The 26,413-nt window shown below is 59.3% G+C and carries 21 protein-coding genes and 1 pseudogene; 15 read left to right on the plus strand and 7 right to left on the minus strand.

Going from position 1 to position 26,413, the window contains the following annotated elements; genetic code table 11:
• Positions 1-168: 168 nt before the first annotated feature.
• From C6382_RS12880 to C6382_RS12890, 3 genes are all read right to left on the minus strand, one after another.
• Positions 169-483: a DUF2388 domain-containing protein gene (locus C6382_RS12880; protein ID WP_107024825.1), complete on the minus strand. Its 315-nt coding sequence runs from the start codon at positions 481-483 to the stop codon at positions 169-171.
• Between the two features lie 54 nt (positions 484-537).
• Positions 538-2,247: a GspE/PulE family protein gene (locus C6382_RS12885; protein ID WP_107024826.1), complete on the minus strand. Its 1,710-nt coding sequence runs from the start codon at positions 2,245-2,247 to the stop codon at positions 538-540.
• Between the two features lie 99 nt (positions 2,248-2,346).
• Positions 2,347-2,667: a hypothetical protein gene (locus C6382_RS12890; protein WP_107024827.1), complete on the minus strand. Its 321-nt coding sequence runs from the start codon at positions 2,665-2,667 to the stop codon at positions 2,347-2,349.
• A gap of 126 nt (positions 2,668-2,793) precedes the next feature.
• Here C6382_RS12890 and C6382_RS12895 point away from each other — a divergent pair, with 126 nt between their 5' ends.
• Positions 2,794-3,264 carry an Lrp/AsnC family transcriptional regulator gene (locus tag C6382_RS12895; protein WP_107024828.1) on the plus strand — a complete coding sequence of 157 codons (471 nt, stop codon included), beginning with the start codon at positions 2,794-2,796 and terminating at the stop codon, positions 3,262-3,264.
• 3 nt (positions 3,265-3,267) lie between these two features.
• Here the strand turns inward: C6382_RS12895 and C6382_RS12900 are convergent, their stop codons facing one another.
• On the minus strand, positions 3,268-4,659 hold the full coding sequence (locus C6382_RS12900) for an inorganic triphosphatase (RefSeq protein ID WP_107024829.1): 1,392 nt from the start codon (positions 4,657-4,659) through the stop codon (positions 3,268-3,270).
• A gap of 127 nt (positions 4,660-4,786) precedes the next feature.
• Between C6382_RS12900 and argE the strand changes: the two genes are divergently transcribed.
• Together argE and argA are read left to right on the plus strand one after the other, a co-directional pair.
• Positions 4,787-5,944, plus strand: a complete 1,158-nt coding sequence (gene argE, locus C6382_RS12905) for an acetylornithine deacetylase (protein ID WP_107024830.1) — start codon at positions 4,787-4,789, stop codon at positions 5,942-5,944.
• Between the two features lie 115 nt (positions 5,945-6,059).
• A complete protein-coding gene (gene argA, locus C6382_RS12910; RefSeq protein ID WP_107024831.1) occupies positions 6,060-7,358 on the plus strand; it encodes an amino-acid N-acetyltransferase in 1,299 nt (432 codons plus the stop codon).
• A 77-nt stretch (positions 7,359-7,435) separates the two neighbouring features.
• Here argA and C6382_RS12915 read toward each other — a convergent pair whose 3' ends face one another.
• Positions 7,436-8,812, minus strand: a complete 1,377-nt coding sequence (locus tag C6382_RS12915; protein ID WP_107024832.1) for a glutamine synthetase family protein — start codon at positions 8,810-8,812, stop codon at positions 7,436-7,438.
• A gap of 581 nt (positions 8,813-9,393) precedes the next feature.
• Between C6382_RS12915 and C6382_RS12920 the strand changes: the two genes are divergently transcribed.
• The 7 genes from C6382_RS12920 (at position 9,394) to C6382_RS12950 (ending at position 17,689) form a co-directional block, all read left to right on the plus strand.
• Positions 9,394-10,752, plus strand: coding sequence for a glutamine synthetase family protein (locus C6382_RS12920; protein ID WP_107024833.1), 1,359 nt, complete (start codon positions 9,394-9,396; stop codon positions 10,750-10,752).
• Positions 10,753-10,799: 47 nt separating this feature from the next.
• Positions 10,800-12,158 carry an aspartate aminotransferase family protein gene (locus C6382_RS12925; RefSeq protein WP_107024834.1) on the plus strand — a complete coding sequence of 453 codons (1,359 nt, stop codon included), beginning with the start codon at positions 10,800-10,802 and terminating at the stop codon, positions 12,156-12,158.
• A gap of 169 nt (positions 12,159-12,327) precedes the next feature.
• Positions 12,328-13,425, plus strand: coding sequence for a polyamine ABC transporter substrate-binding protein (locus tag C6382_RS12930; protein WP_107024835.1), 1,098 nt, complete (start codon positions 12,328-12,330; stop codon positions 13,423-13,425).
• A 163-nt stretch (positions 13,426-13,588) separates the two neighbouring features.
• Complete coding sequence (locus tag C6382_RS12935; RefSeq protein WP_107024836.1) at positions 13,589-14,683, plus strand: polyamine ABC transporter substrate-binding protein; 1,095 nt, start codon at positions 13,589-13,591, stop codon at positions 14,681-14,683.
• A gap of 59 nt (positions 14,684-14,742) precedes the next feature.
• A complete protein-coding gene (locus C6382_RS12940; RefSeq protein ID WP_107024837.1) occupies positions 14,743-15,885 on the plus strand; it encodes an ABC transporter ATP-binding protein in 1,143 nt (380 codons plus the stop codon).
• A complete protein-coding gene (locus C6382_RS12945) occupies positions 15,882-16,802 on the plus strand; it encodes an ABC transporter permease subunit (RefSeq protein ID WP_107024838.1) in 921 nt (306 codons plus the stop codon). The genes C6382_RS12940 and C6382_RS12945 overlap by 4 nt, the downstream gene beginning before the upstream one ends.
• Complete coding sequence (locus tag C6382_RS12950; RefSeq protein WP_107024839.1) at positions 16,799-17,689, plus strand: ABC transporter permease subunit; 891 nt, start codon at positions 16,799-16,801, stop codon at positions 17,687-17,689. The genes C6382_RS12945 and C6382_RS12950 overlap by 4 nt, the downstream gene beginning before the upstream one ends.
• Before the next feature lie 123 nt (positions 17,690-17,812).
• On the opposite strand, the pseudogene C6382_RS12955 reads toward C6382_RS12950, so the two are convergent.
• Positions 17,813-18,190, minus strand: a pseudogene (locus tag C6382_RS12955) (AAA family ATPase); the annotation flags it as partial.
• Between the two features lie 193 nt (positions 18,191-18,383).
• Positions 18,384-18,881, minus strand: a complete 498-nt coding sequence (locus tag C6382_RS12960; protein ID WP_107024840.1) for an Hcp family type VI secretion system effector — start codon at positions 18,879-18,881, stop codon at positions 18,384-18,386.
• 277 nt (positions 18,882-19,158) lie between these two features.
• Between C6382_RS12960 and C6382_RS12965 the strand changes: the two genes are divergently transcribed.
• From C6382_RS12965 to C6382_RS12990, 5 genes are all read left to right on the plus strand, one after another.
• Entirely contained in the window at positions 19,159-19,872 is a 714-nt protein-coding gene (locus tag C6382_RS12965) for a DUF4225 domain-containing protein (RefSeq protein ID WP_107024841.1), read from the plus strand.
• On the plus strand, positions 19,869-20,147 hold the full coding sequence (locus C6382_RS12970; RefSeq protein WP_107024842.1) for a hypothetical protein: 279 nt from the start codon (positions 19,869-19,871) through the stop codon (positions 20,145-20,147). The genes C6382_RS12965 and C6382_RS12970 overlap by 4 nt, the downstream gene beginning before the upstream one ends.
• A 1,043-nt stretch (positions 20,148-21,190) precedes the next feature.
• Positions 21,191-22,282, plus strand: coding sequence for an efflux RND transporter periplasmic adaptor subunit (locus C6382_RS12980; protein WP_107024844.1), 1,092 nt, complete (start codon positions 21,191-21,193; stop codon positions 22,280-22,282).
• 26 nt (positions 22,283-22,308) lie between these two features.
• A complete protein-coding gene (locus tag C6382_RS12985) occupies positions 22,309-23,349 on the plus strand; it encodes an efflux RND transporter periplasmic adaptor subunit (protein ID WP_371919617.1) in 1,041 nt (346 codons plus the stop codon).
• Positions 23,346-26,393, plus strand: a complete 3,048-nt coding sequence (locus C6382_RS12990) for an efflux RND transporter permease subunit (protein WP_107024846.1) — start codon at positions 23,346-23,348, stop codon at positions 26,391-26,393. The genes C6382_RS12985 and C6382_RS12990 overlap by 4 nt, the downstream gene beginning before the upstream one ends.
• The last annotated feature ends 20 nt before the right edge of the window (positions 26,394-26,413 follow it).

Genomic DNA, 26,413 nt, shown 5'->3' on the forward strand with positions numbered 1-26,413 from the left:
GCAAGAGCGCGAAAGTCGCGCTCATTGCCTGCATGCGGATACTGCTGATCAGGCTGAACGCCATGCTACGCGACGGTACCGAATGGCGGTGACGAATAGCATGGTGAAGACAGTTGCTCCCACAGGGCTGGTGTGATCTCTGTGGGAGCGGGCTTGCCCCGCGATGAATTACTGCGCTACAGCATTCTTGGCCAGGATCGCCTGAGCCAGGTCCATATCGCTGACCTCAAGGCCTGGATTGTCGGCCCGGACTTTCTGAATGGCCGCCTCCAGGTACGGGCCACGAATTGCTCCTTCGCTGGCAACGAAGCTGCCCGCATCATCCTGCGCTGCTACCACCAGTTTGTGATCCTTGGATGTCAGGTAGGAGGAAGCGGTGGTCGCGCCGGAGGAAATGACATTGCGCCAGAATGTATCGGCCATGGCGGAACCGACTGGCAAGGAAAGCAGAGCAAGGGTCGCAACTGCAAGTTTGAGACGCATCTACGGGTGACTCCAACTGAGGTTAACTGGCAGGTTGGATCGGTTCACCCGCATCTAGTTCCCTGGGGTGACACGCAGCACTTCCGCCGCTGTGGTCAGGCCATTCACTACCTTCTGCGCGCCGCGCTGTTGCAGGCTTATCAGGCCTTCGTCGAGGGCTTGCCGGCGCAGCATGGTCAGGTCGGTATCGCTGCGGATCTGGCTGATCAGTTTCTCGCTCATGCACAGCAGTTCATGGATGCCAGTGCGCCCGTGATAGCCAGTCTGCCGACACTCATTGCAACCCCTGGCCTGATAGCCGACTTCACCAGAAGGCGCTCTAACTTTACAGGCCCGGCACAGTGTTCGTACCAGGCGCTGGGCCATTACCCCGATCAAACCGGCCTTGATCAAGTGCGGCGCAACCCCCAGCTCAAGCAGGCGGTTGATGGCGCCGCAGGCGTCGTTGGTGTGCAGGGTGGATAACACCAGGTGGCCGGTCAGTGCGGCCTGGAAGGCCACCTGGGCGGTCTCCAGGTCGCGGATTTCACCGATCATGATGATGTCAGGGTCCTGGCGCAGCAGGGCGCGTGCGCCTTCGGCAAAGCCCAGGTCGATCGCCGGATGGACCTGTAGCTGATTGAAGCCGGGCTCGACCATTTCAATCGGGTCTTCGACGGTACACAGGTTGATCTGCGGTGTGGCCAGGTACTTGAGGGTGGCGTACAGGGTGCTGGTCTTGCCGGAGCCGGTCGGCCCTGTGATCAGGATCAGGCCGTGGCGTTGCCCGATCAGCGCTTGCCAGCGCAGCAGGTCGTCACCTTCCAGTCCTAGCTGGTGGAAGTCCTGCTGCAGCAGCGCAGGGTCGAAGATACGCAACACCAGCTTTTCACCAAAGGTGGTGGGCAGGGTCGACAGACGCAGCTCGACTTCAATACCCGCCGCCAGGCGGGTTTTGATCCGGCCATCCTGGGGGCGGCGCTTTTCAGCGACGTTCATGCGCCCGAGGGTTTTCAGGCGACTGATTATTGCCAGGGTGACCTCGGCGGGGAACTGATAGACCGGGTGCAGCAAGCCGTCGATGCGAAAGCGTAAATGACCCTGGTCGCGTCGGGGCTCCAGATGGATGTCGCTGGCGCGTTGATCGAAGGCGTACTGCAACAACCAGTCGACGATGGTGACGATATGGGCATCATCTCCCTCACGCTGCTGGCCGTTTGCGCCCAGTTCGAGCAATTGTTCAACCTTGTCCGATGATGGCGAGGTGATCGGCTGGCGGCTGGCGCCGTTGACCGAGCGGGCGAGGTGGAAGAACGCCTGGCTGAACTGGCGAATCTGCACGGGGCTGGCCAGCACGCGTTTGATCGGGCGTCGCAGCACTTGGGCCAGATCGGTTTCCCAGGACCTGACATAGGGCTCGGCGCTGGCCACGGTAACGCCTTGGTTATCCGCAGCAATCGCCAGAATGCCATGACGCTGGGCAAAGGCTGCGGACATCAGGTCAGTGGTTGCATTGAGGTCGAGCTGTAGCGGGTCGATGTACAGATAGGGCAGTCCGGCCTGTTTGGCCTGCCACTGGCACAGGGTTTCCAGGTCCAGGTACCGACCGGGTTGGCGTGGGTCAGGCAGGGCCTGACGGGCGATGTGTTCGAGTGGGTGGACGTCGGTGGCCAGGTGCTGCGTTCGCAGTAGCTGAGCGGCGTCCGGGTTGATGAGTCGGGCGTCGAGCAGGTCGGTCAGGAGGCCGTCCAGGCTCAGCCTGCGATCCTCGTCGCTGACAGTCATGTGGCGTCCTTGCCTTGCTGCCTGAAGGGGTGGCAATCACAAGCGTAGTTGACTCTGGGCAATAGCAAGGCCGATCTACGTATCCAGGCATTTCCATGCTCAGTCTGGAAGCTGGGCCTGTTGCAGGCGGACCTCGTCGACACAGATCAGGTTGCGCATTTTTTGTGCAATGAGTTCGGCCCGGTGCCAGCTCAAACCGGCAATTTCGATCTCGACATCAAGCAGATCACCCGCTTGCTTGATCAGCACTTTGTGCGGCGTGAGGAACTGCAGGGCGAACAGGTTCAACACCCGACACAGGCTGTCCGGCTCCGCTTCGACCTGCAGGTGGTAGTGCACGCAGCTGTGTAGGTTGCCGACGGCCCAGACGTCGTCACGCAGTGGGGGCAGCGGGCTGTCAAAGCGTTCAAGTGCGCTCATGGGATTCTCCGGACTCAATGCGAGAAATTTTCACATGCGCAAGCGGGTATTTTTTCTCTATGATCAGAGATTTTGGCGAATATGAGACTTGTTCAATTCGCATAGATGCACAATTGGAGAGAAATTATGCAAGGCGAGCTGGACGTTTATGATCGTCGCATTCTGGCCCTGTTGCAGGAGGACGCTTCGCTGTCCAGCGCGCAGATTGCCGAGCGTGTTGGTCTTTCTCAGTCACCCTGCTGGCGACGGATTCAACGCTTGAAGGAGGAGGGGGTGATTCGCGGGCAGGTGACCTTGCTCGATCGCAAGAAGATCGGCCTGAACACGCAGATTTTCGCCGAGGTCAAACTCAACGCCCACGGACGCTCCAACTTCACCGAATTCACCGAGGCGATTCGCGGCTTCCCGGAGGTGCTGGAGTGTTATGTGCTGATGGGCGCAGTGGACTTTCTGCTGCGCATTGTCACCCCGGACATCGAAGCCTACGAACGGTTTTTTTTCGAGAAGCTGTCGATGGTGCCGGGGATCCAGGAGGTCAACTCGATCGTGGCCTTGTCCGAAATCAAGTCCACGACGAGTCTACCGGTGCTGCGCTAGGGTTTACTTGCGCAGCAGGTGCTTCCAGCCGCGGCTCTGAAACACGGCCATGGCCTGGTCGGCACGGGCTTGCAGGACTTCAGTGCGGACCTCAGCCTCCACTTCATCGCTGATCGGCAGGTTGGCCAGTTCGTGCAGCTTGTTCAGTTCACCGAACAGGCGGTCCAGGTCCGGGCTCTCCAGTACCTGACGGGCATGGTGCAGCCAGGCCAGCAGGCGCTCGATACGCGGCAGTTGCTCGGCCAGGTCTTCAGGCTGGCGATGGTACAGGGGCAGTTGCAGGTCCTTGGCTTCGTCAGCCAGCAGCACGTTCAGCCAGTTGGCCAGCTGTGCAGCACCCTGACGGTCACCGCGCTTGTTGCGCTCGACGGTCCAGCCCCGGGCCAGCAGCCAGCGTGAGGTTTCCAGGGAGAACTGACCCCAGCGGGTGTCCTGCAGCTCTTCGGCGAACTGCTCGGGGGCAGCACGGCGTACGTCTTCGTCGTCGTTGCCGGCCAGTACCAGCGGGCGCCAGTCTTCCAGCAGCGCGTCGAGGCTGCTGCGCAGGGCGGCGGTGGTAGTGCGCGGCGCGGCCTGGCCAAGGCTGCTGGCCAGGGCGCGCAGTTCGGCCAGGGCCTGAACCCAGTCTTGCAGCAAGCGCCAGTGGCCGTTGAAACGGTACTGTTCGGCCAGGCGCTGGCTGGCGCCAAGCAGTTGCCAGGCGAGAGCGGCGAAGGCGTCGTCCAGAGACATTTCGGCGCTCAGTTCGGCTGCCGGCAGGCTCAGCGCGTAGCTGGCTGGATCGAGCAGGCGATAACCGCGTTCGGCCTTGCTGATATCGCACGGGAACAGCGGCAGCGTGGCAGACAGCTCGGCGGCCAGCTCCAGCAGCGCCTCTGGCTCGCCTTCGCGCAGTTCCAGTTCCAGCTCGCAGATTTCTTCTTTGTGCTTGCCGGCGACCACGGTGCCCAGATCCAGCGCAGCCTCGATCACGACTTTGGCCTTGCCGCGGCCCCAGGCGATTTCTGCGTATTCGCGAGTGAAATCGGTGGTGAACAGTGCTTTGATGGCCTTTTTGTCCAGGTCGGCGAGTTCGGCCGGCCAGCATTGCTCGTCAAGTTTTTTAAGATCCAGCTTGGCTTTGGGCAGCTGCCACTCGTGCTCGTTGCGCTGGGACAGGCCGGCGACGCTCTGGCCGCGGGTCTTGAGGGTCTGGATGACCGCTTCGCCGTCGCGGCGCAGGCGCAGCGCGACCTTGGCGGCGGCCAGATCACGCCCCGGGGTGTCGAAGTACTGGTTGAGCAGCTCGCGCTGCTGCCAGCCAGACTTGTTGCGCTTCTTCAGCAATGGGTGTTCGCGCAGGGCGGCGAGGGTCTCGCGGCTGACCCGCAGTTTGATTTCGGTTTCTTTGTGCATTGCTGGGTAATCCAGGCTCGGATGACAGGGAGCGTCTTGGCCGTGCAGTGTACAGGACTCGGCCGCTGGCGGTTTGTTCCAGGTGCCCGATGGCCCTATGATGGGTTTCGCCTCGAGGAGAACGCGCATGCCGCTGCCATCGCTCAAAGACCAGTTTGCCGCGCTGATTGCCGCGCCTTCGGTCAGCTGTACCCAACCTGCGCTGGATCAGTCCAACCGAGCGGTAATCGACCTGTTGGCGGGCTGGCTGGGCGACCTGGGCTTTGCCTGCGATATCCAGCAAGTGGCGCCGGGCAAGTTCAATCTGCTCGCCAGTTACGGCAGTGGGCCGGGCGGGCTGGTGCTGGCCGGGCACAGCGATACCGTGCCCTATGATCCGGGGCTGTGGCAGACCGATCCATTGAAGCTGACCGAAGTCGATGGCCGTTGGGTCGGCCTTGGCAGTTGTGACATGAAAGGCTTCTTCGCCTTGATCATTGAGGCGGTGCAGCCGTTGCTGGCCCATGATTTCAAGCAGCCGCTGCTGATTCTCGCGACTTGTGACGAAGAAAGCTCCATGTCTGGCGCCCGTGCCCTGGCCGAAGCCGGTCGCCCTCTGGGGCGGGCGGCGGTGATCGGCGAGCCGACCGGGCTCAAGCCGATCCGCCTGCACAAGGGGGTGATGATGGAGCGCATCGATATCCTTGGTCGCAGCGGCCATTCGTCGGACCCGAGCCTGGGCCATAGCGCGCTGGAAGCCATGCATCAGGTGATGGCTGAACTGATGGGCTTGCGCCGGCAATGGCAAAAACAATTCCACAACGCCCAGTTCAGCGTGCCGCAACCAACCCTGAACTTCGGCTGTATCCATGGCGGTGACAACCCCAACCGGATCTGTGGCCAGTGCGCCCTGGAGTTCGATCTGCGGCCGTTGCCGGGGATGGACCCAGAGGCGCTGCGTGCGGCCATCCGCCAGAAGCTGCAGCCGCTGGCCGAGCAGCATCAGGTAAAGATCGACTATGCCCCGTTGTTCCCGGAAGTGCCGCCCTTTGAGCAGGCCGCCGATGCGGAACTGGTACGGGTAGCCGAACGTCTGACCGGGCATCGTGCCGAAGCGGTAGCCTTTGGCACCGAAGCGCCTTATCTTCAGCGCCTGGGCTGTGAAACCCTGGTGCTGGGGCCGGGTGACATCGCCTGCGCCCACCAGCCGGGCGAGTACCTTGAAATGTCACGCTTGCAGCCAACCGTGCGTCTATTGCGTGAGTTGATCGAACATTATTGCCTGAGCCCGGTCATTGCCCGCTGAGTTCAGCCGTTTTCCCAAAGGAGATTGCGCGTGACGCCAAGCCTGTTCCGACGATAACCCTTCGAGCGCTGTGTGCTTTCCCGTTCTTGTCCCTTTTTCTACAGGCTCTGTGGTTATGCCCGATTACGTCAACTGGCTGCGTCATGCCTCGCCTTACATCAACGCCCACCGGGAATGCACCTTTGTGGTCATGCTGCCCGGTGATGGGGTCGAACACCCCAACTTCGGCAATATCGTCCACGACCTCGTCCTGCTGCATAGCCTCGGGGTGCGTCTGGTGCTGGTGCATGGTTCGCGCCCGCAGATCGAAACCCGCCTGGCCAGTCGCGGCCTGACCCCGCACTACCATCGTGGCATGCGCATCACCGATGCGGCCACCCTGGAGTGCGTGATCGACGCCGTGGGCCACCTGCGCATTGCCATAGAAGCACGCCTGTCGATGGACATGGCGGCCTCGCCGATGCAGGGTTCGCGCTTGCGCGTGGCCTCCGGCAACCTGGTGACCGCGCGGCCGATCGGCGTGCTTGAGGGCGTGGATTATCACCACACCGGTGAAGTGCGCCGGGTTGACCGCAAAGGTATCAACCGCCTGCTCGATGAGCGCTCGATTGTCCTGTTGTCGCCGCTGGGTTACTCACCGACCGGCGAGATCTTCAATCTGGCCTGCGAAGACGTCGCGACCCGTGCCGCCATCGAGCTGGGTGCCGACAAATTACTGCTGTTCGGAGCCGAGCGTGGCCTGCTCGACGAGCAAGGGCGGCTGGTGCGAGAGTTGCGTCCGCAGCAGGTACCTGCGCATATGCAGCGTCTGGGCAGTGATTATCAGGGCGAGTTGCTCGATGCCGCCGCCGAGGCCTGCCGTGGTGGTGTGGCGCGCAGCCATATCGTCAGCTATGCCGAAGACGGCGCCTTGCTTACCGAGCTGTTCACCCGTGACGGTGGCGGGACCCTGGTGGCCCAGGAGCAGTTCGAGAAGGTGCGCGAGGCGGCGATCGAGGATGTCGGCGGCTTGCTAGAGCTGATCAGTCCGCTGGAAGAGCAGGGCATTCTGGTGCGGCGTTCGCGTGAGGTGCTGGAACGCGAGATCGAGCAGTTCAGTGTGGTCGAGCGCGAAGGCATGATCATCGCCTGTGCGGCGCTGTACCCGATTGCCGATTCCGAGGCCGGGGAGCTGGCGTGCCTGGCGGTCAATCCCGAGTATCGCCATGGTGGCCGTGGCGATGAGCTGCTTGAGCGCATCGAAACGCGGGCGCGGGAGATGGGGCTCAATACCCTCTTTGTGCTGACGACGCGGACTGCGCACTGGTTCCGTGAGCGTGGGTTCGTGCCCAGTGGGGTCGAGCGGCTGCCGGCGGCGCGGGCGTCGCTGTACAACTATCAGCGTAATTCGAAGATTTTCGAGAAGGCTTTGTAGAAAGCTTCACGGGGCAAGCCCGCTCCCACAGGGTTGTAACTAACCTGTGGGAGCGGGCTTGCCCCGCGATATGCGCATCAAACGGTATGCAGATACCAGTTGTACTCAAGATCGGAGATGGAGTGTTCGAACTCCTCCAGCTCACTCTCTTTACAGGCCACGAAGATATCGATGTATTTCGGATCGATGTACTTGGCCAGGATCTCGCTGTCGTCCAGCTCACGCAGGGCATCACGCAGGTTGTTCGGCAGGCTCTGCTCGTTCTGCTCGTAGGAGTTGCCTTCGGTCGGCTCGCCCGGTTCGACCTTGTTGGTCAAACCATGGTGAACGCCGGCCAGGACAGCGGCCAGCAGCAAGTACGGGTTGGCGTCGGCACCGGCTACGCGGTGTTCGATGCGCACGGCGTCAGGTGAGCCGGTCGGTACGCGCAGGGCCACGGTACGGTTGTCCAGGCCCCAGCTTGGCGAGTTCGGCACGTAGAACTGAGCACCGAAACGGCGGTACGAGTTGACGTTCGGGCAGAGGAACGCCATCGACGCCGGTAGGGTCTCGAGCACACCGCCGATCGCGTGACGCAGTGCGGCGTTCTGCTCGGGATCCTCGCTGGTGAAGATGTTCTTGCCATCTTTGTCCAGCACCGAGATATGGACATGCAGACCATTACCCGCCTGACCCGGATAGGGCTTGGCCATGAAGGTGGTATCCATCTCATGGTCGTAGGCGATGTTCTTGATCAGGCGCTTGAGCAGTACCGCGTAGTCGCAGGCCTTCATCGGGTCGGCAACGTGGTGCAGGTTGACTTCGAACTGCGCCGGGGCACTTTCCTTGACGATGGCGTCGGCAGGGATGCCCTGTTCTTTGGCACCTTCGAGGATGTCCTGCAGGCAGTCGACGTACTCGTCGAGGTCATCGATCAGGTAAACCTGGGTCGACATCGGGCGTTTGCCGGAAATCGGCGAGCGCGGCGGCTGCGGACGGCCGTTCACATTTTCCTGGTCGATCAGGTAGAACTCCAGCTCGAACGCGGCGCAGATGGTCAGACCCATCTCGTCGAACTTGCTCACTACCTGGCGCAGGACTTCCCGCGGGTCGGCAAAGAACGGCTCGCCTTCAAGTTCGTGCATGGTCATCAGCAGCTGCGCGGTAGGGCGCTTCTGCCAAGGCTCGTTGGACAGTGTGTCGGGGATTGGATAGCAGATGCGGTCGGCATCGCCGATGTCCAGGCCCAGGCCGGTACTTTCGACCGTGGAGCCGTTGATATCCAATGCGAAGAGGGAGGCCGGCAGGTTGATGCCTTTCTCGTAAACCTTGTGGAGGCTGGTGCGCTCGATGCGCTTGCCACGCACCACACCATTCATATCTGCAATCAGAAGGTCAACGTAGAGAACCTCAGGATGTTCCTTAAGGAACGCGTTCGCTTCGTTAAGCTGAACGGCACGCGGGGGTACCGACATGATGCAACACCTTTGTTGTTAAAAATATCAATCAATGGGGGCTTGCAGCTCCAGTCAATCGGAAAGCCCTACTGAAGTCAAGCCAACCCCATGATGCCCTAAAATGGCCCTCAAGCGGCATTTTTGCTGCAATTGAGGGCGCAGACAATCGCTGCTTTCGTACCATACGAGCGATTTTGAGCGGGCCGTGTTCTATTTTTTACGGGGGTGTTGTGTAAAAAAATGAACAAGGCTAAGCTCGGTGGCAACCCATAACATCAATAATACCGGGGGTTATATGTCACGCCTGCCGACAACCGGCATCACCGCCTGCCGCTCGCAGATCGGTTTGCACGCATTTTGCGCGAGCGATTATCGCGACGCGTCTGTACGCATTCCCCCGGCTGAAATAATTGACGGCCCGGGCAGCCTGCCTGTTGTCGCTGCCCCTTCGAATATCCTCTGCCTTCACTATAGCGGCTCTCGTCGCGGCCTGCCCCTGCGCGGCTTTTGCTTTACCCGGGCGCGGCATCCAGAATGTCTGGGACGGCCCACTCCGGGTGTCCTGACGACTGTCCAGACATTTACCTCCTGAGGTATTTATGAGTAGCAACCTCGACCAGCTCACCGATTGGTTGAAAGAACACAAGATCACCGAAGTGGAGTGCTTGATCAGCGACCTCACCGGTATCACCCGTGGCAAGATTTCTCCAACCAACAAGTTCATTGCCGAAAAAGGCATGCGCCTGCCCGAGAGTGTCCTGCTGCAGACCGTTACCGGCGACTATGTCGATGACGACATTTATTACGAATTACTGGACCCGGCCGACATCGACATGATCTGCCGACCCGACGAGAACGCGGTGTTTCTCGTGCCTTGGGCCATCGAGCCGACGGCTCAGGTGATCCACGATACTTATGACAAACAGGGCAACCCAGTTGAGCTGTCGCCGCGCAACGTACTCAAGAAAGTACTGAAACTCTATGCCGACAAGGGCTGGCAGCCGATCGTGGCGCCAGAGATGGAGTTCTACCTGACCAAGCGCTGCGAAGACCCGGACTTCCCGCTGCAGCCGCCGATCGGCCGCTCCGGCCGTCCGGAAACCGGCCGTCAGTCGTTCTCCATTGAAGCTGCCAACGAATTCGATCCACTGTTCGAGGACGTCTACGACTGGTGCGAGCTGCAAAACCTCGACCTGGACACGCTGATCCACGAAGACGGCACGGCACAGATGGAAATCAACTTCCGTCACGGCAACGCCCTGGCCCTGGCCGACCAGATCCTGGTGTTCAAGCGCACCATGCGTGAGGCGGCGCTCAAGCACAATGTTGCCGCCACCTTCATGGCCAAACCGATGACCGGCGAGCCGGGCAGCGCCATGCACCTGCACCAGAGCATCGTCGACGTGCGCACCGGCAAGAACATCTTCTCTGATGCCGATGGAAGCATGAGTGAGCTGTTCCTCAACCATGTCGGCGGTCTGCAGAAGTTCATCCCTGTAGTGCTGCCGCTGTTCGCGCCGAACGTCAACTCGTTCCGCCGTTTCCTGCCCGATACCTCGGCGCCGGTGAACGTCGAATGGGGCGAAGAGAACCGTACCGTCGGCCTGCGTGTACCGGATGCCGGGCCACAGAACCGCCGGGTCGAGAACCGTCTGCCAGGCGCCGATGCCAACCCGTACCTGGCAATCGCCGCCAGTCTGCTGTGCGGTTATATCGGCATGGTCGAAGGCATCAAGCCAAGCGCGCCGGTACAGGGTCGTGGTTACGAGCGGCGCAACCTGCGCCTGCCGCTGACCATCGAGGATGCGTTGGAGCGCATGGAGAACTGCCAGGCCCTGGAGCCGTACCTGGGCAAGAAATTCATCACCGGCTACGTCGCGACCAAACGCGCCGAACATGAAAACTTCAAACGCGTAATCAGCTCCTGGGAACGTGAGTTCCTGCTGTTTGCGGTCTGATCAACCCGCAGCCGCAGGACTGCGGCCGTCAGAAAACGGAGAAGCACATGAGCGTCAACAACCCGCAAACCCGTGAGTGGCAAACCCTTAGCAGTGAGCATCACCTGGCGCCTTTCAGTGACTATAAACAGCTGAAAGAGAAGGGCCCGCGGATCATCACCAAAGCTCAAGGCGTGTACTTGTGGGACAGCGAGGGCAACAAGATCCTCGATGGCATGGCTGGTCTGTGGTGTATGGCGGTCGGCTACGGTCGTGAAGAACTGGTTGAGGTGGCGGCCAGGCAGATGCGTGAGCTGCCGTACTACAACCTGTTCTTCCAGACTGCGCACCCACCGGCACTGGAACTGGCCAAGGCGATTTCTGCCGTAGCGCCGAAAGGTATGACTCATGTGTTTTTCACAGGCTCCGGTTCTGAAGGAAATGACACCAACTTGCGTATGGTCCGCCACTATTGGGCGGTCAAGGGCAAGCCGCAGAAACAGGTGATCATCGGCCGTATCAACGGTTATCACGGTTCTACCGTGGCCGGTGCGGCGCTGGGTGGCATGAGCGGCATGCATGCGCAAAGCGGTACGCTGCCGGGCATCGTGCATATCCCGCAACCGTACTGGTTCGGTGAGGGCGGCGACATGACCCCAGACGAGTTCGGGATCTGGGCCGCCGAACAGCTGGAGAAGAAAATCCTCGAAGTCGGCGAAGACAACGTCGCCGCCTTTATCGCTGAGCCGATCCAGGGTGCTGGCGGCGTGATCATTCCACCAGACACCTACTGGCCGAAGATCAAGGAGATCCTCGCCAAGTACGAGATTCTGTTCATTGCCGACGAGGTGATCTGCGGTTTCGGGCGTACCGGTGAGTGGTTCGGCTCCGATTACTACGACCTCAAGCCCGACCTGATGACCATCGCCAAAGGCCTGACTTCCGGTTACATCCCTATGGGTGGTGTGATCGTGCGTGACGAAGTGGCCAAGGTGGTCAGCGAAGGTGGCGATTTCAACCACGGCTTCACCTACTCCGGTCACCCGGTGGCCGCCGCCGTGGGCCTGGAAAACCTGCGAATCCTGCGCGACGAGAAAATTATCGAGCGGGTTCACGAGGAAACGGCACCGTATTTGCAAAAACGTCTGCGCGAGCTGAACGATCACCCGCTAGTGGGCGAAGTGCGTGGCCTGGGCATGCTCGGTGCAATCGAGCTGGTCAAGGACAAGGCGACTCGCGCCCGTTTCGAAGGCCAGGGCGCCGGCATGATCTGCCGCCAGTTCTGCTTCGACAACGGTCTGATCATGCGCGCGGTGGGCGACACCATGATCATTGCACCACCGCTGGTGATCAGCCGTGCAGAGATCGACGAGCTGGTGGAAAAGGCGCGCAAATGCCTGGACTTGACACTTGAGGCGCTGAAATAGCCAAGTGCTAGGCTAGCGTAATGGCATCATCGTGTTTCGAGGCGCGCTTTCCTTGAAAGAGCGCCTTGGAACTTGCCAGACTAGCGACTGTTTCAGTCGCCCGAAGCTTGCGCCGTAAAGAGCCGGCCACTGAACAGATGGCTAAATAAAAAATTCTGGAGCATTACGCATGAAGAAATTGGGCAAGACGTTGTTGGCTGTGTCCCTGATGGGTGCCATGGCCAGTGCTGTTCAGGCGGATGACAAGGTTGTTCACGTTTACAACTGGTCTGACTACATCGCGCCGGATACCGTCGCCAAGTTCGAGAAGCAAAGCGGCATCAAGGTCGTTTACGACGTCTTCGACAGCAACGAAACCCTGGAAGCCAAACTGCTGGCCGGCAAGTCCGGTTACGACGTGGTTATCCCGTCCAACAACTTTCTGGCCAAGCAGATCAAGGCCGGTGTTTACCAGGAGCTGGACAAGTCCAAGCTGCCTAACTGGAAGAACCTCGACGAAGACCTGCTCAAGGCCGTTGGCGATGCCAGCGACCAGGGCAACAAACATGCTTTCCCGTACATGTGGGGCTCCATCGGCATCGGTTACAACCCGGAGAAGGTCAAGGCTGCGCTGGGCGTCGACAAGATCGATTCCTGGGATGCCGTGTTCAAGCCTGAGAACATCGAAAAGCTCAAAAGCTGCGGCGTAAGCTTCCTCGACGCACCGACCGAAATGATCCCGGCAGCGCTGCACTATCTGGGCAAGCCAACCAACAGCAAAGACAAGGCTGACCTGAAAGCCGCTGAAGACCTGTTCATGAAGGTCCGTCCTTCGATCGCCTACTTCCACTCGTCCAAGTACATCTCGGACCTGGCCAACGGCAACATCTGTGTGGCTGTGGGCTACTCGGGTGACCTGGAACAGTCCAAAGCGCGCGCTCAGGAGGCAGGTGACAAGGTCAAGCTGGCCTACACCATTCCGAAAGAAGGCGCCGGTACCTTCTATGACATGGTTGCCATTCCAAAGGATGCCACCAACGTCGACGCCGCCTACAAGTTCATGGACTTCCTGATGCAGCCGGAAATCATGGCCGAGATCACCAACGCCGTACGTTTCCCGAACGGTAACAAAGCCTCTACGCCGCTGGTGGACAAGGACATTACCAGCGATCCGAGCATCTACCCGTCGGATGAAGTGAAGAAGCAGCTGTACGCGATCAGCGACCTGGATGCAGGCACGCTGCGTGTGATTACCCGTAGCTGGACCAAGATCAAATCGGGCAAGTAAGCCTGATTGACCCTGGGCGTGGTGCAAATCACGCCCAGGATCGCGAAAAGTGGCAAATTGTTTTTGCGACATGCATGTATCGAAGGTAAGTTGCGCGCCGGTTTGCTTGTCCGGCAGGGATTTCTGCCGTACGACTTGGGCACTTTTGTAGAGGACCTCCCACTTGTCTATTTCTGTCTTTCGCAAGGCCATGCTGGCTGGAGCGGGTCTGACGCTGGCGATCAGCGTCCAAGCGGCGCCCACGGTGCACATTTACAACTGGTCGGACTACATCGGCCAGACAACCCTCGCGGATTTCGAAAAAGCCACCGGGATCAAACCGGTGCAGGATGTCTTTGACTCCAATGAAACCCTGGAAGGCAAGCTGCTGGCCGGTCGTACCGGCTATGACGTAGTGGTGCCGTCCAACCATTTTCTCGGCAAGCAGATCAAGGCGGGCGCTTTCCAGAAGCTCGACAAGTCGCTGCTGCCGAACTATTCGAACCTCGACCCGGCGCTGATTGAGCGCCTGGAGAAAAACGATCCGGGCAACCAGTACGCCGTCCCCTACCTGTGGGGCACCAATGGCATCGGCTACAACGTCGAGAAGGTCAAGGCGGCACTGGGCACCGACAAGATCGATTCCTGGGCCATGCTGTTCGAGCCGGAAAACATCAAGAAGCTCTCCAAGTGCGGCGTCGCCTTCCTCGACTCGGCCGACGAGATGCTCCCGGCGGTACTGAACTACATGGGGCGCGACCCCAACAGCACCAACCCCAAGGATTACGCCGACGCCGAGAAGAAGCTGCTGGCGGTGCGTCCTTACGTGACCTACTTCCACTCGTCCAAGTACATCTCGGACCTGGCCAATGGCGACATCTGCGTAGCCGCCGGTTTCTCCGGCGATGTATTCCAGGCCAGAACCCGTGCCGAAGAAGCTGGCAAGGGTGTGGATGTGGCCTATGTGATTCCCAAGGAAGGCGGCAACCTCTGGTTCGACATGCTGGCGATCCCCAAGGATTCGACCAATGTCAAAGAGGCCCATGCCTTCATCAACTATTTGCTGCAGCCTGAGGTAATTGCCCAGGTCAGCGATTACGTCGGTTATGCCAACCCGAACCTCAAGGCTGGCGATCTGATGGACCAGAGCGTGCGAACCGACGCAGCGGTTTACCCACCGCAAGAAGTGCTGGACAAGTTGTACGTCAACTCGGAGCTACCTCCCAAGGTGCAACGTTTGATGACCCGTAGCTGGACCAAGATCAAGTCGGGCAAGTAAAAATCCAGAGTCCGTCACGGCAGGGGCGGACGCAAAAAATCTTGTTGGGAGTTTCACAAATGGCTGTTGCCTCCGGTGCCTATAAGAAAGCCCTCGAGGGCGACCAGCAACCTAAACAGGTGCTGGTCAAAATCGACCGGGTCACGAAAAAGTTCGACGAAACCATCGCCGTGGACGATGTGTCCCTGGAAATCAAGAAGGGTGAGATCTTCGCCCTGCTCGGTGGCTCCGGTTCGGGCAAATCCACCTTGCTGCGTATGCTGGCCGGTTTCGAGCGACCAACCGAGGGGCGCATCTTCCTCGATGGCGTAGACATCACTGACATGCCGCCCTACGAGCGGCCGATCAACATGATGTTCCAGTCCTATGCGCTGTTCCCGCACATGACCGTGGCGCAGAACATCGCCTTCGGCCTGCAGCAGGACCGTATGCCCAAGGCCGAGATCGACGCCCGTGTTGGCGAGATGCTCAAGCTGGTACACATGACCCAGTACGCCAAGCGCAAGCCGCATCAGCTTTCCGGCGGTCAGCGTCAGCGTGTAGCGTTGGCCCGCTCGCTGGCCAAACGGCCGAAACTGCTGTTGCTCGATGAGCCGATGGGTGCGCTGGACAAGAAACTGCGTTCGCAGATGCAGCTGGAACTGGTGGAAATCATCGAGCGGGTCGGCGTGACCTGTGTGATGGTGACCCACGACCAGGAAGAGGCCATGACCATGGCCCAGCGCATCGCCATCATGCACCTGGGCTGGATCGCCCAGATCGGCAGCCCGATCGACATCTACGAGACCCCGACCAGCCGCCTGGTCTGCGAGTTCATCGGCAACGTCAACCTGTTCGAGGGTGAGGTGGTCGACGATGCCGAAGGTCACGCGGTCATTGCCAGCAAGGAACTTGAGCGCAAGATCTACGTCGGCCACGGTGTTACCACCTCGGTGGAAGACAAGCGCATCACCTATGCACTGCGTCCGGAAAAACTGCTGGTGACTACCCAGCAGCCGACCTGCGAACACAACTGGTCGCGCGGCCGGGTTCACGACATCGCTTACCTCGGTGGCCACTCGGTGTTCTACGTCGAGTTGCCTGGCGGCAAGGTCGTCCAGTCGTTCGTTGCCAACGCTGAACGCCAGGGCACCCGACCGACCTGGGACGATCAGGTTTACGTCTGGTGGGAAGACGACAGCGGCGTGGTATTGCGGTCATGAACATGCGCAAGCTCAAGCGAGCATTCAACCGAATAAAGCCTGAAGGTCGCCATATGGTGATCGGCGTGCCGTTCATCTGGCTGTTCCTGTTCTTCATGCTGCCGTTCTTCATCGTCCTGAAGATCAGCTTCGCTGAAGCGGACGTGGCAATTCCGCCGTACACCGAAATCTACAGCTATGTCGAAGACAAGCTGCAGTTGGTGCTCAACATGGCCAACTACGGCCTGTTGACCGAGGATGAGTTGTACATCTCGGCGTACCTGGGCTCGTTGAAGATGGCCTTCTTCAGCACGTTGCTGTGCCTGCTGATCGGCTATCCGATGGCCTATGCCATCGCCAACGCACGCAAGGAGAGCCAGACGGTCCTGTTGCTGCTGATCATGATGCCGACCTGGACTGCGATCCTGATCCGCGTTTACGCCTGGATGGGCATTCTCAGCAACAACGGCCTGCTCAACAGCTTCCTGATGTGGCTGGGCCTGATCGACCAACCGTTGCAGATCCTTAACACCAACCTTGCGGTATACATCGGTGTGGTCTATTCGTACCTGCCGTTCATGATCCTGCCGCTCTACGCCAACCTGGTCAAACACGACCAGAGCCTGCTTGAGGCCGCGTCGGACCTGGGGTCGAGCACCTTCAACAGCTTCTGGAAGATCACTGTGCCGCTCTCGAAGAACGGCATCATCGCCGGCTGCATGCTGGTGTTCATTCCGGTGGTCGGTGAGTTCGTTATCCCGGAACTGCTCGGCGGTCCGGAAACCTTGATGATCGGTAAAGTGCTCTGGCAAGAGTTCTTCAACAACCGTGACTGGCCGGTGGCCTCTGCCCTGGCGGTGGTGATGCTGGCGATCTTGATCGTGCCGATTCTGCTCTTCAACCGTAGTCAGGCCAAAGAGATGGAGGGCAGGGCATGAAGCGTTTCAGTTTCTCCAAGCTGATGTTGATTGTGGGCTTGCTGTTCATCTACCTGCCCATGCTGATCCTGGTGATCTACTCGTTCAACGCCTCGAAACTGGTGACAGTCTGGGGCGGCTGGTCGATCAAGTGGTACGTCGGCCTGCTCGACAACAGCCAGCTGATGGGCTCGGTGATGCGCTCGCTGGAGATCGCCTGCTACACCGCGATCGCAGCGGTGGCGTTGGGCACCCTGGCGGCCTTCGTGCTGACCCGGGTGACACGTTTCAAGGGCCGTACCCTGTTCGGTGGCCTGGTCACCGCACCGCTGGTAATGCCTGAGGTGATTACCGGCCTGTCGCTGTTGCTGCTGTTCGTGGCCATGGCACAGATGATCGGCTGGCCGCAGGAGCGCGGTATCGTGACCATCTGGATCGCGCATACCACCTTCTGTGCGGCCTATGTGGCGGTGGTGGTGTCGGCACGTCTGCGTGAGCTGGATCTGTCGATCGAGGAAGCGGCCATGGACCTGGGTGCCAAGCCGTGGAAGGTGTTCTTCCTGATCACCATCCCGATGATCGCGCCCTCGCTGGCGGCGGGCGGCATGATGTCCTTCGCGCTGTCGCTGGACGACCTGGTACTGGCCAGCTTCGTGTCCGGCCCGGGCTCGACCACCTTGCCGATGGAAGTCTTCTCGGCTGTGCGTCTGGGCGTGAAGCCGGAGATCAATGCCGTGGCCAGCCTGATCCTGCTGTCGGTGTCGCTGGTGACCTTCATGGTCTGGTACTTCAGCCGTCAGGCCGAAGAACGTCGCCGCCGGGCGATCCAGCAAGCCATCGAAGAAAGCGCTGCCGATTCCTGGAAGCAGCCGGACGTGCGTCGCGCGCCGACCCCGGTTTCGGCTTGATTCCTCTGTAGGAGCCGGCCTTGCCGGCGATGATGTCGACGCGGTGTCAGTAATTGCCCGTCGCCTGCATCGTCGGCAAGGCCAGCGCCTACCGTTCACGCAAGAATCTGATCTGAGGTGAGCTCAATCCGGCCAATACCAGGCCGGCTCATCCAGCATGCCCTGACCCGCCACCCGGGTCTGTCCCAGTTCCTTCTCCAGCACAATCGAGTTGCAGGTCGCATCCTGTTCCAGCGCGGCCACCAGTCGCCGTGCGTGCGACACCACCCACACCTGGCAATGCTCGGTGGCGCGAGTGATCAAGCGTGCCAGCGCCGGTAGCAGGTCCGGGTGCAGGCTGGTTTCCGGCTCATTGAGCACCATCATGGTGGGCGCTCTGGGGCTCAATAACGCCGCTACCAGCAGCAAGTAGCGCAAGGTTCCATCCGATAGCTCGGCCGCTGACAGTGGCCGCAGCAGGCCTTCTTGATGGAACTGCAGGCTGAACTGGCCGCCAGCCACGGATGCGCTCGCGCAGGTGCAGCGGCGGTTTCAGCGAGCAAGCGCAAGGCTTTGTACAGGTTGGACTTGCCTCTGCCGGCTCCTTCCGCCCTTATGCGGGGCCCTTTTGTCTTGGAGAAAAGTAGCCGCCGTAAGGGTGGAGGGGCCAGCAGCCTGTTAGTTTGCAGAAACGGTCAGGCCCTCAGCGTTGTTGTCACTGCCCATCCCATGGGGTTACGCCCCAAGAGGCATGCCCAGAAGTAGCGGCAGTATGGTGGGACCAGCTTATGTCTCTGTAACGGATAGCAAGGTGCTCCTGGGCCTCCTGGTCGTTCAGAAGCACTGAATGGGGCATCTCCAGGCGTTGGTCAACGATCAGGCCATCCCAGATCTTGATGCTGAAGTACTTTTCCTGATGGCCGCTCAGGCTCAGGCGATAAAAGTTCAGCGTGCACTCAACAACCTCACGACTGGCCACCGCTTGCGCTAACAACGGGGTCGCCTTATCGATGTACTTGATAATGTTCAGCGGGTGATGAGTTGCATGTTTGGTGTTGTCGAGATTGGAAAGGTTGTGGGCGAAGGAAAGTACCATGATTTCGTCAAGGTGCGCGGATTGACATTTATTGGCAATGGAGTCCAGGCCGGAACAGCCAGCGGAGATCAGTCCCTGTTTCTTGCCAGTGATCGACATATAGCCGTGATGAGCCAAAGTGCGTACTCACTTGTAAGTGAAGCACGCAGATTATTACTAAAATGCTAGCCGAGTATGTCAGACGCTTCCGAAAAATATTTCAAAGTTGTTACAAGCAGCGAATCCAAGATGGCTGATTTTCAGAAACGTCCGACATACATTTGGAGAAAAAGCTCGTAGCCTGCGCGGTCCGCCTACAGGGAGTACGTAGCATGGCCTATCAAGACTTCGCCTCGCTCAACCGAAAGTTCCAAGAGCAGTCCTTCGCCCACCACTTTCCACGGAGGAGTGCGTGATGGCGAAGCCGAGCGATAAATCGAAACTGAGCATGAATGACTTCTGGGAAGTCAGCCATGCCGCAGCGCAGTTTACCGGCTTCGCCTGCACGATCAGTGCGCGACACCTGAAGGATGATCAAACGCGCATGCAGTTCAATCGCGAACTTGCTTATTACGCGCGGCGAGTGGTGAGGGATGTGGAGGAGCGGCAGCTGAGCCCGCAGGAGGGGTTGCGGGAGCTGAAAGCGGAGCAGCAGAGCCTGCTCAGCCAATCAGAGCACATTTTCAGGCAGTCGATTGGTCTGATAGGTGGGGCAGTACAGGTCGCGACCGGGGCCGGTGTGTGTTATGGCTCCGCAGGCACTATGTGCGCATTTCTCGGCGCTCCGCTAATGATACACGGCAGCAACAACGTCTATGAAAATACAATGAACTTGTATTCAGCACGCACCGATGTGGAAGGGCCCGTTAGGAAAGCCTATCAAGGTGCTGCAAAACAGCTAGGCTACAGCGAAACCAGTGGGAATATGGCGTACCTGACTGGGGACCTTGCATTGTCTGGAGCCGGAGTTATGCAGCCGGTGTTGAAGCCTGACGCGTGGCGACTATTCAGATTCATTAGGAGCGACCGCGAGCGAGCATATAAGCAGATGAGTAGAGAAGCATTAGTGCTGGAAGTAGGGGTAGATGCCATAACAGCAGAACAGCTTTATGATGAATACAAAAAATGAACATCATCGAGTTTTCTTTCTTTGTGCTTTTTGGCGCCGCCGTTTCCTTGCTGCTGAACCGCTACCTTATAAAGTTTCGATTTGCCGCCTGGGGGGTATTCGCCAGCCTTATTTATAATGCCCTGATGATTGCATTTTATCTTGACGCCGTGGAAAACAAGAAACTACTGTGCTTTCAATTTGATCAAAGTGCCGCTGAGTACTACCCGGCGATTTCGATAACATCAATGTTCATGGTCTTGTTCCATTGGTGGGCGTTTCGAACTAAGGCATAGGCTCCAGCCCGCTGCCGGGCTGCCAATCGGCGCTGATGTTGTGACGATAAGGTAGGAGCTTGTCACTGCCCATCCCATGGGGTTACACCCCAAGAGGCATGCCCAGAAGTAGAGGCAGTATGGTGGGGCCAGCTTATGTCTCTGTAGCTCAGATTCATTAATACAGGCCGTGAACGGGCATATAAGCAAATGAGTCGAAAAGCATTGACGTTCGAGATCGGGGTAGATGCTGTAACAGCAGATCAGTTCTATGATGAATACAAAAAATGAACATTTTTGGATTTTCTTTTCTTGTGCTCCTCAGTACCACCGCTTCGTTGCTGCTAAACCGCTGGCTGATAAAACTTCGGTTTAACACGTGGGGAGTGTTTTTCAGTCTTATATACAACTCAATGATGATTGCATTTTATCTTGATGCTGCGGCAAACAGAAAACTGCTTCGCTTCCAATTTACCCCAGACATCACCGACTACTATCCCGAGATCACTATCATTTCAATGATAATGGTATTCTTTCACGGCTGGGCGTTCCGAACTAAAGCATAGGCTCCAGCCCGCTGCCGGGCTGCCAATCGGCGCTGATCTTGTAAAGATAAGGTAGGCGCTGGCTTTGCCTGCGATGCAAGGCAAAGCCTTGCCAAACCCAGTTAACCTCTTAGTCTATCTGTAGCATCACCCACGCCAGTGACATGGTCAATGCACAAGTGTGCGGCTTGCTCTGGGCTACTGAGCAATCGCTGGAGATGAGCCTGGTGCTGGTGGAAGCGCTACTGGATGAAGTCAAAACCACAGGTTTATTCAGGGCCGCCTATGCGGCCCCTCGCACAAGCTACTGCAACAGGAAACTGACCAGCTGACGAGCATGGGTACTGGGCGCCGCATTGAATGGATAAGCTCGCAGCCTCAAATGCCAACCCAAGGATCATAGTCCCCGGGATTTCGTGAAGAGCCAACGGAACTGCATTAGTTACAGCGGCCGCTCAAACCCTGATCTACGCTAACACTCGCATCTCTGTATCGATCTGACACATGCAAGGAGCCTGCATGACGGTGTTGCGTACTGTATTGGTTGTCAGTCTTGGCTCGGCGCTCGTGCTAACGGGCTGCGGCGAGAAGAACACTGCCGAAATCGAGCTGCCCAGAGTAGCCGTACAACGTGTTCAATCCAGTGATTTTGCTGCGTCGGTAACCCTCACTGGCGATGTTCAGGCGCGGGTGCAGGCGGATCAGTCGTTTCGCGTGGGTGGCAAGATCATTTCCCGCAGCGTCGATGTCGGCGATCACGTGAAAGCCAACCAGGTACTGGCCCGGCTCGACCCCAAAGACCTGCAAGCCACTGTCGATTCGGCCAAGGCCGAAGTGTTCGCCGAACAGGCGCGGGTGACGCAGACCGCCGCCGCATTTGTCCGTCAGCAGAAACTGTTGCCCAAGGGCTATACCAGCCAGAGTGAATACGACTCGGCACAGGCTGCGCTGCGCAGTAGCCAGAGCGCCTTGAAGGCCGCCCAGGCGCAACTGGCCAATGCCCGTGATCAGCTGAGCTACACCGCACTGGTGGCCGATGCGGCCGGGGTCATCACCGATCGCCAGGCCGAAGTAGGGCAGGTGGTGCAAGCTACGGCGCCGATCTTCAGCCTGGCCCATGATGGCGAGCGTGATGCGGTGTTCAATGTCTACGAATCCTTGCTGGTCGCGCCGGCCAACCGCGAGACGATCACTGTCAGCCTGGTGGACAACCCGAAAATCCAGGCCAAGGGCCATGTGCGTGAAATTACCCCGACCGTATCGGCACAGAGCGGCACAGTGCAGGTCAAGGTGGCGTTGCGCGATGTGCCGCCTGGTATGGAGCTGGGTTCGGCGGTCAGCGCCACGGGTCATGCCCAGGGCAAGCCCAGTATCGAATTGCCCTGGTCGGCGTTGACCAAGGCCCTGCATGATCCGGCCGTGTGGCTGGTGGATGAGGGCAACAAGGTCAGACTGCAGCAGGTCAAGGTCAGGCGCTATCTCATCGGCAAGGTGGTGATCGGTGAAGGTCTCAAAGGAGGGGAAACCGTGGTGGTGGCAGGGGGGCAGTTGCTCAACCCGGGCATGCAGGTGGAGATCGCGACGCTCAAGGACAGTGGGGTGGCACAATGAGAGCAGTCGCACTGAGCCTGTGCAGCATGCTCTTTCTTGCCGGTTGTGGAAAGAATACCGCGGAGTCTGAGCCGATCCGTCCGGTGCTGTCGATGATCGTTCAGCCGCAGGTACAAGCCAGTCTCGGCCGCTTTGCCGGCACCATCCAGGCGCGGTACGAGAGCACCCTGGGCTTTCGCGTGGCCGGTCGTATTGCCCGGCGCTGGGTCGATGTCGGCAGCGAGGTGAAACCGGGCGATATACTGGCCAGCCTTGATCCGGCCGATCAGCGCAACCAGCTACGTGCTGCCGAGGGCGATCTGGCCAAGGTCCAGGCCCAGTGGATCAATGCCCAGGCCGACGCGCGCCGCCAGCAACAGTTGTTCGATCGTGGCGTGGGCGCCCAGGCGCAACTGGACATCGCCCAGACCAATCTGAAAACTACGGGTGCCTCCCTGGAGCAGGCGCGCGCCGCCCTCACCCAGGCGCGTGATCAGCTTGGCTACAGCGAACTCAAGGCCGATCACGCTGCTGTGGTCACTAACTGGCAGGCAGAAGCGGGGCAAACCGTCAGTGCCGGTCAGGCAGTGGTCACCCTGGCCCGGCCGGATATCAAGGAGGCGGTCATCGACCTGCCGACCTACCTGGCTGAACAGTTGTCTGCAGACTTGAAATTTGTCGTGGCCTCGCAACTCGATCCGAGTATCAACACCACCGCGATCTTGCGCGAACTTGAGCCTCAGGCCGACGCCGCCACGCGGACCCGTCGTGCGCGCCTGACCCTGGCCAGTACCCCAAAGTCGTTCTACCTGGGGACAGCGATCAGCGTCACATTGACCTCGTCGGTGTCGCCGCGCAGCGAGTTACCCGCTACAGCATTGCTGGAAAGTGATGGCCAGACCCGGGTGTGGGTGGTCGATCCGCAACAGAATACCGTTGCCACTCGGGAGGTGAGACTGCTGGAACGTACCCCCGGCAGTGTGGTGTTGAGTTCGGGCGTTCAGGCCGGTGATCGGGTGGTGACAGCCGGTGTAAACAGCCTTAAACCGGGTCAGAAAGTCAAAGTCGATGAGGAAGATCCACGATGAAAGGAAGCTTCAACCTGTCGGAGTGGGCGCTGAAGCACCAATCCTTTGTCTGGTACCTGATGTTCGTCGGCTTGCTGATGGGCGTGTTCTCCTACATGAACCTGGGGCGTGAGGAAGACCCGTCATTCACCATCAAGACCATGGTCATCCAGACGCGCTGGCCGGGAGCAACCCAGGACGAGATGCTCAACCAGGTCACCGACCGTATCGAGAAAAAACTCGAGGAGCTCGATTCGCTCGACTATGTGAAGAGCTACACCCGGCCGGGTGAGTCGACGGTCTATGTCAACCTGCTGGATACCACGCCCTCCAAGGACATTCCCGAGATCTGGTATCAGGTACGCAAAAAGATCCAGGATATTCACGGCCAGTTCCCCCAGGGGATCCAGGGGCCCGGGTTCAACGATGAGTTCGGTGACGTCTACGGTTCGATCTACGCCTTTACCGCCGACGGTCTGACCATGCGCCAGCTGCGCGACTATGTCGAACAGGTGCGTGCCAAGATCCGCGAAGTGCCCGGCCTGGGCAAGGTCGAGATGATCGGCCCCCAGGACGAAGTGCTGTACCTCAACTTCTCCACGCGCAAGCTGGCCTCGTTCGGTATTGATCGGCGCCAGGTGCTGCAAGCCTTGCAAGCGCAGAACGCAGTGACCCCGGCCGGGGTGATTGAAGCGGGTCCTGAACGTGTGTCGGTGCGTACTTCCGGCCAGTTCGCCTCGGAGAAAGACTTGGAGGCGGTCAACCTGCGCATCAATGACCGCTTCTTCCGGCTGGCGGACATCGCCGATATCCAGCGCGGTTATGTCGACCCGCCTGCGCCGCAATTTCGTTACAACGGCCAGCCTGCCATCGGCCTGGGCATTGGCATGAAGGCCGGTGGCAACATCCAGCAATTTGGCGCCGATCTGCACAAAATGATGGACCGTGTCATCTCTGACCTGCCGGTTGGTGTCGGGGTGCATACTGTGTCCGACCAGGCTGTGGTGGTGGAAGAAGCCGTCGGTGGCTTCACCAGCGCATTGTTCGAAGCCGTGGTCATTGTACTGGTGGTGAGTTTCGTCAGCCTGGGCATTCGCGCAGGCCTGGTGGTGGCTTGTTCGATTCCGCTGGTACTGGCCATGGTGTTCATTTTCATGGAGTACAGCGGCATCACCATGCAGCGGATTTCCCTGGGTGCGTTGATCATTGCCCTGGGCCTGTTGGTGGACGATGCGATGATCACCGTGGAGGTGATGGTCACACGCCTGGAAATGGGCGAGACAAAGGAGCAAGCGGCGACCTTCGCTTATACCTCAACAGCATTCCCGATGCTTACCGGTACCCTGGTGACTGTGGCCGGCTTTATTCCGATCGGTCTGAACGCCAGTTCGGCGGGAGAATACACCTACACCCTGTTCGCGGTGATCGCGGCGGCATTGTTGGTCTCCTGGCTGGTGGCGGTGATGTTTGCGCCGGTACTCGGCGTGCATATTCTCAACGCCAAGGTCAAAGCTCATACAGAAGAAACCGGTCGCGTCGGCAAGGCCTTCGAACACAGCCTGTTGTGGTGCATGCGTCATCGCTGGCTGACCATCGTCAGCACTATTTTGCTGTTCGTGCTGGCGTTGTTCTGCATGCGCTTTGTGCAGAACCAGTTCTTCCCCTCTTCGGACCGCCCGGAGATTCTCGTTGACCTCAACCTGCCGCAGAACGCCTCGATCGAGGAAACCCGTAAAGCGGTGGACCGGCTTGAAGCAACGCTCAAGGGCGACCCGGACATCGTGCGCTGGAGCGCCTATATCGGCCAGGGCGCGATTCGCTTCTATCTGCCACTGGACCAGCAACTGCAGAACCCGTACTACGCCCAGCTGGTGATCGTCAGTAAAGGTTTCGAGGAGCGCGAAGGGTTGATGCAACGCTTGAAGCAGCGTTTGCGCGAAGACTTCGTCGGTATCGGCAGCAACGTCCAGTCGCTGGAAATGGGTCCGCCGGTAGGATTGCCGATCCAGTACCGGGTGATGGGCAAGGACATCGACGAGGTGCGTAAACACGCCATTGCCCTGGCAACCTTGCTCGACAGCAACGACAACATCGGCCAGATGATTTATGACTGGAACGAACCGGGCAAAGTACTGCGCGTGGAAATCGCCCAGGACAAGGCGCGTCAGCTTGGCCTGTCGTCCGAGGACGTGGCCACTGTCATGAACAGCATTGTCAGTGGCACGCCAATAACCCAGGTGAACGACAACATCTACCTGATCAACGTCGTTGCCCGTGCCGTAGACAGTGAGCGTAGTTCGCCGCAGACCCTGCAGAACCTGCAGATCGTCACCCCCAACGGTACCTCGATTCCGTTACTGGCCTTCGCCACCGTGCGCTACGAGCTGGAGCAGCCGCTGGTCTGGCGCCGCGACCGCAAGCCGACCATCACCATCAAGGCTGCGGTGCGTGGCGATATCCAGCCGACCGACCTGGTGCGTGAACTCAAACCGCAAATCGACGACTTCACCAGCAAACTGCCGGTGGGCTACAAGGTCGAAACCGGCGGTACCGTGGAGGCAAGTGGCAAGGCCCAGGGGCCGATTGCCAAAGTGTTGCCGCTGATGCTGTTCCTGATGGGCACGTTCCTGATGATTCAGCTGCACAGCGTGCAGAAACTGTTCCTGGTGGCCAGCGTGGCGCCGCTGGGCTTGATTGGTGTGGTCTTGGCGCTGGTGCCAACGGGTACACCGATGGGCTTCGTGGCCATCCTCGGGATTCTCGCGCTGATCGGCATCATCATCCGCAACTCGGTGATCCTGGTGACCCAGATCGATGAGTACGAGGGGCAGGGACTGTCGCCGTGGGCGGCGGTGCAGGAGGCTACCAACCACCGCCGACGGCCGATTCTATTGACGGCGGCAGCGGCCAGCCTGGGTATGATCCCCATCGCCCGTGAGGTGTTCTGGGGGCCGATGGCTTACGCGATGATTGGCGGGATTATCATCGCCACCCTGCTGACCTTGCTGTTCCTGCCGGCGCTGTATGTGGCCTGGTACAAGATCAGGGAACCGCAGGGGGCATGAGGGCTGAAACCATCGCGGGC

Origin of the sequence: Pseudomonas sp. BBP2017 (assembly GCF_003024385.1) — a bacterium.
In the GTDB taxonomy this organism is placed as follows: Bacteria; Pseudomonadota; Gammaproteobacteria; order Pseudomonadales; family Pseudomonadaceae; genus Aquipseudomonas.